The following is a 14822-nucleotide window of genomic DNA, read 5'->3' as shown; positions in this document are numbered from 1 at the left end:
TTATTCCTTCTTAAAAAAAAAACAACGAAATTTCAGGGATTATACAAGAGTGGATGTCGCCTATTCAGGTTCAAAGACGAAAAGGCTAATTCTTCAAATTTATAAATTGACGGTTGGATAAAAGCGTTATAATATGAATGCAAACGGTTTCATTTATTGGCGTATGGTTCCGTTTAACACCTCAATTGGAATTCTCATGAAGGGGAATGAATATCATCAATATAGGGTCTTACTGACGGAAATTATAAAAGGAGGGATACTATCATTTTGTGCAATCGTTTGCATTTTTTTGTTGAATTTTATATGAAGGAGTGTTACCCAAATGAAGTCAACTTTTAGAAGAAAGCAAATGTTGTCCATCTTTATGATACTTATTCTTATTATTTCTAGTATTGGGTTCTATCCCTCACAAGTGGGTGCATCCGCTCCAACTAAAGTCGTGTTGGTAGGTAGCTTACAGAGTGAATTGGGGGCGAGTGGCGATTGGGACCCAGCGAATTCAGCTACTGAAATGATCGATATGGGTGACGGAAACTATCAGTTTACGGGTGATTTACCCGCAGGTACTTATGATTATAAAATTGCCATAGGCGGAGCGGGGGGCATTAGTTATGGATTTGACAATTATACAAACCAAGCTGGGGTGAATCATAAGGGTGACATCCGCATTACATTACTTCAAGATACGCAAGTGGCTTTCTACTACAACGACGCTACCCACAAAATTGCAGATTCAACGTATTATACTCCACTTGCTATGGATAAGCTCCCTCGGGTAGTTGGGAATTTGCAGACTGAAATTGGAGATGGAACAGACTGGTCACAGCAAAGTGCCAGTGCCATGATGACGGATGACGACTTTGATAATGTGTACTCGGTCACAAAGGTCGTATACGGGGATGACTATGAATATAAAATTGTTCTAGGTTCAACATGGGATGATCCTGCTTATCCAACTAGTGGTAATAAGCTATTGAGTCTTTCTCAAGAACTTCCAGTCACATTTAATTACAATGCAATAGATCATAATGTAACAGCTGATTTTGTTGTGCCAGTTGAACCTGAAGAACCATCTAGTGAAGTGCCGTCAGGCCATCTACGAATTCACTACAACCAAGATGCGGATGAAGCAGCTGGTCTTGGGTTATGGTTGTTCAAAGATGTTGTGATGCCATCAAAGGTTTGGTCAACGGATGCAACGCCTTTCACTGCAGAGAAAGTGGATAGTTATGGCGTATATATTGACGTTCCACTCATAACAAATGCAAAGGAAGTTGGTTTTATTGTCGTAAATCGAACAACTGGTAATAAAGATGGCGGAGATAAAGTTGCTAAATTGGATTCAGCGAAAGTAAATGAAGTATGGATCCAACGGGGATCGGATGCGATCTCCATGTTTGAACCTGTAGATCTTCCGGCAAATACAGTACGTATCCATTATGTAAGGCAAGACCACAATCACAGCGCATTTGGTCTTTGGTTGTTTAATGACGTTGCTGTGAAATCGGAAACAGTGGGCTCATGGCCGGCGGGGGCAACGTCTTTTACAGCAGATAAAACGGATCGTTATGGCGCATATATTGATGTACCGCTTATTGAGGGTGCGAAGAAAATCGGCATGATTGCTCTGAATAAAACAAGCGGCAATAAAGACGGTGGAGATAAAACCTTTAATCTCCTCGATCGATACAAGCAAATTTGGATTAAACAAGGTGATGATACCGTATATGTGTCTCCTTACGGAGAAGTAGCTACGGGGTTATTGTCCGCAGAAGTATTATCTGAAAGTAAAGTTCTATTAGGTTTCACGATGACCGAAGGGTTAGAAGCGTCAGCTGTGAAAAGTGGATTGAGCATTACGGACAAGAACGGTGATATCGTAACGGTGAAGAATGTTCAAATCACGAGTTCAAGAACGGTTGAAGTGAATACAAGCCCGTTTGAATTGGAGAATACCCCGTTAAGTATCACTTATTCAGGAAGAAATGTAACCGCTATCACCGGTTGGAAAATGCTCGATGAAATGTACAACTACGAGGGTGATGATCTCGGAGCAACATATAAGGCAGGGAGTGTAACATTTAAACTATGGGCACCTAAGGCAAGTTCTGTTATTGCGAATGTGTACAACAAAGATGATTCTACACAGTTGATGGGTAGTGCTAACTTAGTTAAAGGAGACAAGGGCGTATGGACTGCTGGGGTTGCCCCAGGTGATCTGATAGGAGCCAATGTTACGGATCTCAAAGGTTATTACTATCAATATGAAGTAACGAATAATGGTGAAACGAAACAGGTACTTGATCCATACGCTAAATCTATGGCGGAATTCAGAGTGAACACCAAAGGAGAAGTGGGTCCTGACAGAGATGCTGTAGGAAAGGCCGCTATCGTGGACTTAAGTGGAACGGATCCAGCAGGTTTTGATTATGCCGATATTAAGGGCTATGAGAATAGAGAGGATGCAATCATTTGGGAGATCCATGTGAGAGACTTTACATCAGACCCAACGATTGAGAATGATTTGAATAATGCAACGTGGGGGTCTTTCGATGCTTTCAAAAGTAAGCTGGATTACCTTCAATCTCTTGGTGTTACGCACATTCAATTACTACCTGTAATGGCGTGGTACTACGGGGATGAAAGTTTGATGAAGGAAAGAGAACTGGATTATTCAGCTCGAGACAATGAATACAACTGGGGTTATGATCCACACAACTATTTCTCACCGGATGGTGCTTATTCAGAAGATCCTACAGATCCGGAACTCAGAATTAAAGAATTGAAAGCGATGATTGATGCGATCCATGATGCCGGTATGGGTGTAGTCTTAGATGTTGTATATACCCATATGGCTCAAGCAAGTTTATTGAATGATATCGTCCCTAACTACTATGCATTTCAAGATGCAAATGGAAACAACATTGGTGGCTTCGGTAACAATCTAGCAACGAATCATAAGATGGCAGAGAAATTGATGGTAGACTCTGTTAAATATTGGTTTGACGAATACAAAATTGATGGAATGCGCTGGGATATGATGGGCGATGCAACCTATGATGCTGTACAGAATGCCTATGATGCAGCAGAAGCAATCAATCCTAAAGCATTATTTATAGGCGAAGGGTGGAGAACCTTTGGTGGAGCCGCGGCAGATCCTTCGTTAGCAGGTAAAGGGGCAGACCAGGACTGGATGGATAAAACCGACAGTGTGGGCGTGTTCTCCGATGAGATAAGAAACGAATTGAAATCCGGTTTTGGTAATGAAGGAGAGCCAAGATTTATCACGGGTGGCGCGCGCGACATCAACGTGATCCTCAACAATATCAAAGCGCAGCCAAGTAATACGGCTGATGATGACCCGGGTGACATGGTGCAATATATCGAAGCCCATGACAACCTGCCGTTGTATGATATTATTGCTCAGTCGATTAAGAAAGATCCTTCCATAGCGGCGAATGATCTGGAGATCCATAAGCGGATACGAATTGGAAATCTGTTAATACTGACGTCCCAAGGGACTGCCTTTCTCCATGCAGGACAGGAATATGGGCGAACCAAGCAGTGGAAAGCAGCAGGAAAGCCAGAACAGAAATATCATGAATTAGCAGATGAGGCAGGTGGTGTGTTTGGTTATTTCGTACATGACTCCTATGACTCTTCCGATGCAATTAACAAGTTTGATTGGGAGAAAGCAACGAACGAAATGCAATATCCTGTGAACAATACAACTAGAGAATATACAACAGGATTGATAGCATTAAGAAAATCAACGGATGCGTTTAGACTAGGTGATAAGTCACTAGTAGACTCTAATATCACTTTGATCTCAGCGCCAGAGGTTCAATCAAGGGATCTTATTATGGGTTACAAGAACAAAGCAACAGATGGAACGGGTCATTATTATGTATTTGTGAATGCAGACAGTAAGGAGAGAACCATGACGTTGGATGAAGATTTAACGACTGGTAAGGTTCTAGTAGATAATGATGAAGCAGGACTCAATGAGGTTTCTACGAAATCTGGATTTGTACTAAAGGCGGATTCGATTACTCTTAATCCTTTAACTGCAGTTATTATCCAACAAGATACTGCAGCAGCAGTAGTTAGATCGTTAGAACCCGACACAACCAAATACGCTCTAGAAGTAGGTAAAAGTCATCAAACAGCCATAAATGCGAAATACGATGATGGCAGCCAGAGAACGGTAACGAATCAAGCTACTTACGGTTCAAGTGACATGCAAGTGGCTACCGTGACGGCAAAAGGCTTAGTAAAGGCAGTCGCTAAAGGCACTGCAACGATTAAAGTCACTTATGGCGGCAAGACAACAAACATAACGGTTACCGTTACGACGGAACCCGTTAACGACAAGCGTTACGTCCAATTCAATTACATCCGTCCAGATAAGGATTACAAAGATTGGAATCTTTGGGTATGGAACACGGGTGTGAAGAATGACCAGATTAATTTTGAAAAGGTAGAGAACGGTGTGGCGTCTGTGATGATTGAAATTGGACCTCAAGCGATGGGCGTCGGCTTTGTTCTTCGCAAAGGGACAGATTGGAACACTGCCAAACAGGATTTTCCGGATGATCGCACTATTCCGGTGACACCTGGAGCTATGTTTACCAAAGTTAATGTGACGAGTATGGTCCAAGAACTTGATATATTGCCAAGCATCAGGGGACCCGTTCTGAATGATGGAAACATTACGTTTATGTATAGAGACGATGCTCTTTATGAAAGCGGTCAAATGACCAAAATCACGAATGCAAAAGTGAAAGTCAACGGTACGGAATATGCTATGACTTACGATCGAACGAAGGAATGGTTTAGTTATACATTAAGTAACGTGAAGAATGGTACTTATGAATACACATTCTTGATAACGAATGATGGAAAAACGATTGAAGTTACAGATCCGCACAATACGGTTAACGGTAAATCGGTCGTGGAATACTACATCCCTGTGGTCAAAATTCAATCGACCATCAATCCAACGGTAATCTCGTCTAAGGAGAATGCTGTATTGAAACTGAAAGTTTCTTCAAATGATCAATCGACGACCTACAAGGAAGCCTATATGGATCTTACGGCATTGGGTGGACCTTCAAAAGTGAAGATCGATACGGATCTTATGGAACAAACCTTTGGTGTAAAGGATTCCATTGCTACCGGACTGAAGAACATTCCAATTACTTTGGTGGATCAATTCGGTAACAAGCATACACATCGAGCAACCATAGAAATTAAGGCGAGAACGTACACAGGCAAACTCGATTTCGATTGGGACGAAGCCCGCATTTACTTCGCTTTAACGGATCGTTATAAGGATGGTGATCCAACGAACAATCAAGATGTCGATAAAACGCATCTCGAAGCTTACCATGGTGGTGACTTTAGAGGTCTTATTGATAAGTTGGATTATATGCAACAGTTGGGTATAAATACATTATGGATTACACCGATCGTAGACAATATCGATTTCAACAAAGGTCTTGATTTCAATAGTAAACAGTATGGTTATCATGGGTATTGGGCTAAGGACTTCACGAAGATCGACGAACATCTTGGCGATCTAGCAACGTTCAAAGAGCTCATTGATACAGCTCATGATAAAGGGATTAAGATTATGGTAGACGTAGTCTTGAATCATACGGGCTACGGTCTTAAAGAAAATGACGCTAGACCTGGTATCACACAGGCTGATAAGGATCGTTTCGCTAACATGCTGAGAACAGATGGCATGTCATCAGAGGAAGATCCAATTAAGGGAGAATTAGCACAACTTCCTGATTTAAAAACAGAAGATCGTGACGTTCGAAAGCAACTGATTGATTGGCAGGCAGGCTGGTTAGATCGGGCTAGAACAGATCGTGGAGATACGATTGATTATTTCCGCGTAGATACAGTCAAACATGTGGATGACACGACATGGAAAGCATTCAAGAATGCATTGACTACGATTGATCCCGATTTCAAAATGATTGGAGAATACTTTGGTGCAAGCGTAGGCAGTGACGGAGGTACGCTCCAAAGTGGTCAAATGGACAGTCTTCTTGATTTCAGCTTCAAAGAGAATGCAAGAGACTTTGCCGATGGAAAGATAGAATCGGTAGAAGCATACTTAGCTAACCGAGAAGCACAAATGGATAACACAAGAACTATGGGACAGTTCCTAAGTAGTCATGATGAGAATGGTTTCTTGAACGATTACGTAAAAGGAGATAAAGGCAAGCTGAAGATCGCTGCAGCGCTACAAATTACTTCTAAAGGGCAGCCTGTTATTTACTACGGTGAAGAATTAGGTCGTTCCGGAAACAATGCGGGTGATATGAGTAAAGGGGAGTTCAGCGAAAACCGTTCAGATATGCCGTGGAATCAATTAGATACGGAAAAAGCATTACATGATCATTACCAGAAGTTGTTGACTATCCGTGCTAAGTATTCCAAATTGTTCTCCAAAGGAACACGGACATCACTTGCTGCTTCTAATGAAGGAGGATACCTGGCATTTAGCAAAAATGTGGATAGCCAGAATGTTGTTACAGTCATTAACACAAGAACAGCTACTAAAGACGTTACAATTTGTGTGCCGTTTGAGAAAGGAATTCAAGTGAAAGACGAGTACAGCGGCAAGATTTATAACGTAACGAACGATCAGAAAGTAAGCTTTAGTCTTCCAGGGATGAATGAAGGTGGAACCGTTATTCTTGTAGCAGTACCGGGAGATACTGGAACTGGAGTAGGACCTGGAACCGACAATAGTAACAGTAGTAGTAACTATAGCAATAGCAATAGTGCTACCCAGACGCAGAAGATCGTGAGTGAAGAATTATTGAGAAAAGGAAAAGAGAAAATTTCCATTGATCTCGCAGCGAAAGAGAATGGTGTTCTGCTACCGTTGAAAGCAGCAGAACTTGTGGGAGCCAATCCAATTGAAATCAATAAAGGCGATTTCTCGGTTCAACTTCCTTCATCGTTATTGAAGGTCACTCAGGAGTTGATTCCGGCTAGCCAATCTGAGGGCGCTGTCATCTCCTTTAAGATGGATGAAGTGACCCAAGCTTCAGCAAAATCCCTTATCGGGAAATCAGATAACTCGACAACGCAGCTGAAATTAGCAAGTAAGATGTTTGATTTCGACCTATCGCTCAAAATGAAGGATGGAAAAGAAGTGAAAACAGAGTCTTTCTCATCAGCAATAACGGTAGCCTTTACTGTTGATCCATCAGCAGATAAGAAACTCCTTGGTGTGTACTCCGTTTCGGACGATGGAAAGGTCGAGTATGTTGGTGGCTATTGGGAGAATGGTAAACTTAAAGCGAACGTGAACCATTCAGGTAAGTATGTAGTAATAGAATATAATAAATTGTTTGCAGATGTACAAGGTCACTGGGCTCAAGTTGCTATCATGGAACTCGCAGCTAAGCATGTGGTAGAAGGCGCGACGGACAGTACATTTAATCCAGACCAAAAGTTGACTCGTGCTGAGTTCGCAGCTATGCTCGTTCGGACTTTAAGCTTAAAGGATGCAGGTAGCGTGTCCTTCACAGATGTCGATAGTAGTTCTTGGTATGCTTCCGCGGTTTCGACTGCGTACCACAATGGATTGGTGAAGGGTAAGAATGAGTCCACATTCGCACCACAAGCAACCATTACACGAGAAGAAATGGCTATGATGATCCTGCGTGCCTATCAGTTGAACAACGAAGCATCAGCTGTACCTAATAGTTCGGCGTCTGCATTCATTGACGAACAGCAGATTAGTTCTTGGGCTGTTGAAGAGGTTCGAGCGGTTACATCGCTTGGATTAATGAATGGACACAGCAAGAAAGAATTCGTTCCGAAGTCCAACACGAGCCGTGCAGAAAGCGCTCAAGCTATTGTGAATTTACTCCATAAAATTCAGTAAAACAAGGGTCAAGAACCAACCTCCTCATGCTCAATTCGAGCTGGGGAGGTTATTGATGTTGTGGTTGGATATAATGTAATCGTTTAGTTAATCTGAAATAATACGGAGGAATAGGCTACATGTGAATTTAAACATTGTGATTTATTACCAGCAAACATGACGTTTGTCATACTCTCGAGTTGACGTTTATGACTACTACGATCGAGGTTGCCAATTTATAATAATGAAAGTAAACTACGCTGACGTTGTGATACGTTCCCCAAAAAGCGTTGTATCTGAGGAGGAAAACACGAGATGTCCGAGGCTAAACAAGTCAACAGCTTACGTAAAAAGGTTGCACCTTTTGAGAAAACCGAGATAAAATCGAGTGTTAGACAGCTAATAAATACAATTGGACCCTTAATAGTGCTCTGGTATGCCGCCTATCTTAGTCTTTCTGTTTCTTATTGGTTGACAATAGTATTGGCGATTGTCACTTCTGGATTTGTGATCAGAACCTTTATTATTTTCCATGATTGTACACATCAAGCGTTCTTCAAAAACAAATTAGCTAATAAGATCGTTGGAACGATTACAGGTATCGTTGCGTTGGTTCCTTTCGAACAATGGAAATACACGCATACTATGCATCATGCAACCAGTAGTAATCTAGATAAACGGGGCACAGGAGATATGTGGCTTCTTACCATAGATGAATATTTAGAGGCTTCTAAGATGCGCAGATTGGCATATCGCTTCTATCGTAATCCGTTAGTCATGTTTGGACTCGGTCCAATCAGTGTATTCTTGTTTCAATATCGCTTTAACCGTAAAGGCGCGAAACGCAAAGAACGTATTAATACCTACGTTGTGAACATATCTCTTGTAGCGATCTATTCATTGTTGATCTGGGCTATTGGCTGGCAGGCATTTGTATTGGTTCAAGGTCCGGTCTTCTTCGTGTCAGGGTGTCTTGGGATTTGGTTATTCTATGTCCAACATCAGTTCGAGGATTCCTACTTTGAGAACGAAGATGAATGGGATTATGTAAAAGCCGCAGTGGACGGAAGCTCGTATTACAAACTTCCAAAGGTTCTTCAATGGTTCACAGGTAATATTGGTTTCCACCACGTTCACCATTTGAGCCCAAAAGTACCGAACTATCGTTTGGAAGAAGCGCATAATTCAACACCACCTCTTCATCATGCGACTACCATTACACTTAGGACGAGTCTGAAATCACTTAACTTCCGCCTGTGGGATGAGAAGAATAAAACCTTTATTGGTTTTGGTGAGTTAAAAAATCGGCTTCGTAACTTGGATTCCGTAGCAGAGAAATTAAAGGTTACTAAACCTAGTTTACAAGAAAAATAATGAAGTGTGGTACACTAAAATAGATTAGAATATATTCAAATAAATTCAGTTGGCATACAAAAAGAGGGTGAGACGACCATGCCGAAATGGTATCAAATATTCCATAAGAACACGGGACTAAGTCCATACGTATGGGTCGTCTTTTGTATCCTCCCTTTTTATTTCATATTTCGCGCGTCATCATCCTATCAGATCGCTTCCGGCGTTATTATGACTATTGTCTTTCTAGGATGTTATGTGCTGTCGTTTGTAACAAGAGGATGGCAGATATACTTTTGGACAAGCGTACAGATTGTCATCTCAATAGGCATGACCTTGTTGTTTGGTTATGTTTATTTTGCTATCTTCTTAGCTCTTTTTATCGGAAATATTCAGAGTAAACCTGGATTTATTACACTGTATTGCATTCACCTTGTCACGACATTTGTAAGCATTAATTATGGATTTGTATCACAAAATCCTTTGTTCATTACACAGTTTCCATTTATTGTCATGAGTCTGATTGGGGTAATTCTGCTTCCTGTGAATACCTATAATCGGAACAAGAGTGATAAGCTGCAAGGTCAGCTTGAGGATGCAAATAAACGAATATCTGAACTTGTAAAGCTAGAGGAACGGCAGAGAATTGCTCGTGATTTGCATGATACTTTGGGTCAGAAGCTTTCTCTCATTGGATTGAAGAGCGATCTAGCTAGCAAATTAATGAGTAAGAATATTACGCAAGCCCAAGCTGAAATTAACGATGTTCGCCAAACAGCAAGAAGCGCGTTAAAGGAAGTACGAGAAATGGTTACAGAGATGCGTGGAACAAGAGTTGAAGATGAGATTTATCGTGTTAGTCAGATTCTTAAGGCAGCTGATATTGAGTGCAGTATTGAAGGTGATCCGACACTGAAGTACACCTCATTGCTTACGGAAAATGTCCTTAGTATGTGCCTCAAGGAAGCTGTTACTAATGTGGTGAAACATAGCGAAGCGTCCTCATGCACCATAGGCATTGAAGCTTCTCGGACAGATCTAGTTATCAGAGTAAAAGATAATGGGATCGGTATCGTTATGGATGAAAGTAACAATTGCTTTAGAGGTAATGGTCTGAACGGTATGATGGAACGGCTTGAATTTGTTAATGGAAGCCTTAAAGTCGTGTCAGATAGTGGAACGCTTCTGGTCATTACAGTACCTAACAATGTCAAGAAACCGGAAAGGGAGACGGGGTTATGATTCGTATAGTCATTGCTGAAGATCAGCGAATGCTACTGGGTGCTCTTGCTTCCTTACTTGATTTGGAAGAGGATATGACGGTTGTCGGCAGAGCAAGTAATGGTGAAGAAGCCGTATCTTTGGTTCACCTTCATCAACCAGATATTTGTATCATGGATATTGAAATGCCGGCGAAGAGTGGCCTTGATGCGGCTGAGGAATTGAAGGCATACAACTGTAAAGTGATTATATTAACTACGTTTGCTAGACCTGGATATTTCGAACGTGCGCTTAAAGCGGGAGTAAGCAGTTATTTGTTAAAAGACAGCCCAAGTGAGGAACTTGCGAGTAGTATTCGCAGTGTAATGGCGGGACGACGCATCTATGCGCCAGAGCTCGTAGATGGTGCTTACAGTCAGGAAAGTCCGCTTACTGATCGGGAGAAAGAAGTTCTACAAATGATTGCCGATGGTAAGAATACGAAGGAAATCGCTACCACTTTGTATATTACAACGGGAACCGTACGTAATTATATATCTGTTATTCTAGATAAGCTCGACGTTACTAACCGAATCGAAGCCATCACACGTTTTAAGGAAAAAGGATGGTTTAAATAAATAAAAAAAAAGGAACCCACAGCAACGGGCTGTGGGTTTTAAATTTATATATTATTAAAAGGGGTAACTTCATTGTAACGTTGATACATTAATGCAAGATGAAAATTAGATTGCAGGAATATTACAAGTGATCGACATTATATTACATTCTTCCTTTAGTAGTGTGAAGAATATATTTACAAAAATAGTCGAATTATAGGAGTATTTATGTTAATATAGAAAAGGTGTTTTTTAAAAAATGTAGAAAATGGGGAATGTAAAAGTGCAAAGAAATGGAATTGTATTACCTGTAATAGGAGCGTTATTAGCTGCAATTATTGGGGGCGCGATCTGGGCAACGATAGCAGTGTTAACAGAGTATGAATTAGGGCTTATAGCGTGGGGTATCGGAGGGTTAGCTGGATATACGGTAGCATTTTTAGCGAAAAAACAGACGAATCAGATTCATCAAATCATTGCAGTCATCGCTAGCTTGATAGGTATTTTACTTGGTAAGTATTTTATTTTCAGTTACATAATCAACGATGGATTTAATGGTATGTTCAACAGTGAGCTAATAACCTTGTTTCAAGATAATATTACTGAATTTTTCGGTGGAATGGATATCCTCTTTGTCGTGTTTGCAGTAGCGACAGCTTGGACATTGCCAGCTAAAATGTCGAAACAAATGAATCAGCAGTCAGGGACACAACCACAAGAACCTTCCCTTTAAATGATTTTTAATTGAAATGTTAAATAATACTCAAGAATCCGTTCAATCTCAATAATGAGGTTGAATGGATTTTTTTGTGATTATGATTAGAAGTTGGACATGAAGAATCGATAATGAGAGAATGATATTATCAAGATCACATAAGAGAGGGATGAGCTTAAATTATGATACGATTCGCTATTATTGGGACGAACTGGATAACAGAACGCTTCCTTCAAGCGGCGCAGGAGACAGAGCAATTCGTTCTTACTGCGGTATATTCCCGTACGGAAGAGAAGGGCAAGACTTTTGCTGCTAAATATAATAATCCTAAGGTATACACTGATCTAGAGGAAATGGTGTCGAGTGATCAATTTGATGCCGTATATATTGCCAGTCCGAATTCATTTCATGCCGAGCAAGCCATACTATGTATGAATCATGGGAAACATGTTCTATGTGAAAAACCTATGGCTTCCAATGCAACGGAGATGCAAGAAATGATTAACGTAGCAAAGGACAATGATGTGCTGTTAATGGAAGCGTTGAAATCTACACTTATGCCGAACTTCAAGATTATGAAAGACAATTTATATAAACTAGGTCAGGTTCGACGTTATTTTGCAGGCTACTGCCAATATTCCTCACGGTATGACGCATATAAGCAGGGGAATGTACTGAATGCTTTTAATCCAATATATTCTAACGGATCTTTAATGGACTTAGGTATCTACTGTATCTATCCGATGGTGGCGTTATTCGGTAAGCCGGATGCTGTCCACGCTGTGGGTGTGATGTTATCCTCAGGCGTAGACGGAGAAGGAAGTATCGTGATGAAATATAATGATATGGATGCCGTTGTGATGCATTCCAAGATTAGTGACTCTTATTTACCTGCAGAGATTCAGGGAGAGAATGGAACGATGGTTATTGATAAAATAAGTCAGCCGTATGATGTGAAAATTCATTATAGAGACGGTACGATTGAAGATATATCTCAACCGCAACTACATGAATCGATGTATTACGAAATTCAGGAATTTATGAGATTGCTTACGAATGGTAAGCGGGATGGATCTATCAATTCTTTAGCAACATCATTAGCTGTTGCGCAAGTGATGGAGGAAACTAGACGTCAGATTGGTCTTCAGTACCCGGCGGATATAACCTAATATGTATGATCCTACGGTATACGAGAATTTGAAGGTCGCTTTCGAGAATACGTTGTACGATTTGGATAATATAGATGGAACAATCCATATAACGAATCGGATGGACCGAATGGAAATGTCGGTCATGTCACGAGAGTTCGCTATTCAGTTCGTACTAGCTGAACATAGGGAGATTACGGCAGAGATTGCTTTAGAGGCATCACTCCAAGATTTAGCGGCTGAAATACTAGAACTTCCCGATGAGAATCCTGCTTGTACGTTACGTTTACGATTTGTTATGCAGATTGAGAACGTGGAGACACAGTGTAGTCAAATCGCTCAGATGCTTCCTCAGATCTGGGAGTCTTCGATAACCCCGACACAAACCTTAAGTTATGTATATGGACAAGAGCGTACGCTCTTTACGGATACGATTGAGGTGAGGTTCCAACGTAAAATAAATGAGGATCAAATGGAGGATGTTCCAGAGGTTGTCGATCATGTTATACAGACGCTTATAGGATTAAAGGATCTTCAGTAGTTCGAGGACAGAACAAATATGATACGCAAAATAAAGGATTTTAGAAAAATTCTGGAACGGCTTAATTGGCTATTCCAGAATTTTTGAATTTCAGAATATTGAATCCAACGAAATCGATTACTGTGTGACAACCACCATATCACAAGGTAGGTTGCCTGTACGTTGAATTTCGAGGACTTGACCTTCGCTGAGTCTAGATCCTACGAGAATAAATGAAGAGGTCACATTGTTAAAGTTGAATCTGCTTAAGTTAGCGACATTTGTTCTCCCACAAAATATACGAAATGAACCTTGAAAGTTGTTACGAGAGAACAGCACAAGTGTTACGGCTGAAGGAAATAATACATTTCTAAGTCTGAAACTAGTGAGCACATTATTGAATCTAAATGCTCCTAGGTTCCTAACAGCTATCCCTCCGCGTCTAAATGTGAGACGTCTGCCTGTAAAGTTCGCTCCAGAGAACATGGAGAGGCGAACACCGTTATTGAAGAAATTCCCTTGCATTGCTATCACTCCTTATTATGAGATGATAACAATGTATGAGAGAGTTGTAGGTTTGGATTAGACTTATCGGACTAAATTTCGTTTGTTTTTTGCAAATGAGGATGATTCATTCTAGACCGAATTAGAATCGATGTAGAACGAATCATCCTCATAGAGTTAGATAATCTAGTTATCCGTACCTTGACTCTGTTGTTTCAACAAGTCTCGAATTTCAGTTAGTAATACTTCTTCATTAGAAGGAGCTGGGGGCTCAGAAGGTTGCGCCTCTTCTTTGCGTTTAAATTGGCTCAACAATTTAATAAATAGGAAGATAGAGAAAGAGATAATAATGAAATCAATAACCGTTTGGATGAATAGCCCATATTTCAAAACGGCATCACCTAATGGAAGTTCCAATCCAGAAAAGTTCTTACCTCCCAGAAGCAAGCCAATCAATGGCATAAGTAGGTCATTAACCAAGGAAGTAACGATTTTTCCGAAGGCAGCTCCGATAATGACTGCAACCGCAAGATCCATTACATTTCCTTTGAGCGCGAAAGCTTTAAATTCTTTTAACACGAATCATGTCACATCCCTTAATTTCTAAATATTTGAATGGATTATATCAAAATTAAGGAGTTGCTACAAGAATAGGTTATAAAAGAGGATTATGTTGCGTTCCAATAAAAAATCCGTTAATGAATAATATGAGTGGACTGTCTTTAGGGATAAGTGTTGTTTTTAATTTTCACTAATCAAAGGATTCAGGTGGAAGTAGTTATGTAGTAGACAGCGGCAAAATTATTACGTACGATATATGAGAAATAGATTGTTTCAGTAAAGTTGTGATAGGTTGGTTGAGATCATA

General features: G+C 40.5%; 9 protein-coding genes. 7 read left to right on the top strand and 2 right to left on the bottom strand.

Translation table 11 applies throughout. The annotated features are described in order from the left end of the window. The first annotated feature begins 322 nt into the window (after positions 1-322). The 7 genes from PGLA_RS21315 (at position 323) to PGLA_RS21285 (ending at position 13471) form a co-directional block, all read left to right on the top strand. The gene (locus tag PGLA_RS21315; RefSeq protein ID WP_068536794.1) at positions 323-7918 is read left to right on the top strand and encodes a pullulanase; all 7596 of its coding nucleotides are present in this window, start codon (positions 323-325) and stop codon (positions 7916-7918) included. 294 nt (positions 7919-8212) lie between these two features. Then, positions 8213-9271, top strand: a complete 1059-nt coding sequence (desA, locus tag PGLA_RS21310; RefSeq protein ID WP_068536791.1) for a Delta(5) desaturase DesA — start codon at positions 8213-8215, stop codon at positions 9269-9271. A gap of 78 nt (positions 9272-9349) precedes the next feature. Beyond that, positions 9350-10492 carry a sensor histidine kinase gene (locus PGLA_RS21305; protein ID WP_068536788.1) on the top strand — a complete coding sequence of 381 codons (1143 nt, stop codon included), beginning with the start codon at positions 9350-9352 and terminating at the stop codon, positions 10490-10492. Then, positions 10489-11088 carry a response regulator transcription factor gene (locus PGLA_RS21300; RefSeq protein WP_068536784.1) on the top strand — a complete coding sequence of 200 codons (600 nt, stop codon included), beginning with the start codon at positions 10489-10491 and terminating at the stop codon, positions 11086-11088. The genes PGLA_RS21305 and PGLA_RS21300 overlap by 4 nt, the downstream gene beginning before the upstream one ends. A gap of 262 nt (positions 11089-11350) precedes the next feature. Further along, complete coding sequence (locus PGLA_RS21295; RefSeq protein WP_068536781.1) at positions 11351-11800, top strand: hypothetical protein; 450 nt, start codon at positions 11351-11353, stop codon at positions 11798-11800. Between the two features lie 164 nt (positions 11801-11964). Beyond that, the gene (locus PGLA_RS21290) at positions 11965-12951 is read left to right on the top strand and encodes a Gfo/Idh/MocA family protein (protein WP_084411385.1); all 987 of its coding nucleotides are present in this window, start codon (positions 11965-11967) and stop codon (positions 12949-12951) included. 1 nt (position 12952) lies between these two features. Beyond that, positions 12953-13471, top strand: coding sequence for a hypothetical protein (locus tag PGLA_RS21285; protein WP_068536775.1), 519 nt, complete (start codon positions 12953-12955; stop codon positions 13469-13471). Positions 13472-13588: 117 nt separating this feature from the next. Here the strand turns inward: PGLA_RS21285 and PGLA_RS21280 are convergent, their stop codons facing one another. After that, the gene (locus tag PGLA_RS21280) at positions 13589-13975 is read right to left on the bottom strand and encodes a hypothetical protein (protein ID WP_068536773.1); all 387 of its coding nucleotides are present in this window, start codon (positions 13973-13975) and stop codon (positions 13589-13591) included. A 165-nt stretch (positions 13976-14140) separates the two neighbouring features. After that, on the bottom strand, positions 14141-14533 hold the full coding sequence (gene mscL, locus PGLA_RS21275) for a large conductance mechanosensitive channel protein MscL (RefSeq protein WP_068536770.1): 393 nt from the start codon (positions 14531-14533) through the stop codon (positions 14141-14143). Between the last annotated feature and the right edge of the window lie 289 nt (positions 14534-14822).

Origin of the sequence: Paenibacillus glacialis, from assembly GCF_001637205.1 — a bacterium.
GTDB lineage: Bacteria > Bacillota > Bacilli > Paenibacillales > Paenibacillaceae > Paenibacillus_AQ > Paenibacillus_AQ glacialis.
The sequence above is the reverse complement of the archived record's forward strand: the minus strand, read 5'-3'. Positions and strand labels throughout refer to the sequence as shown.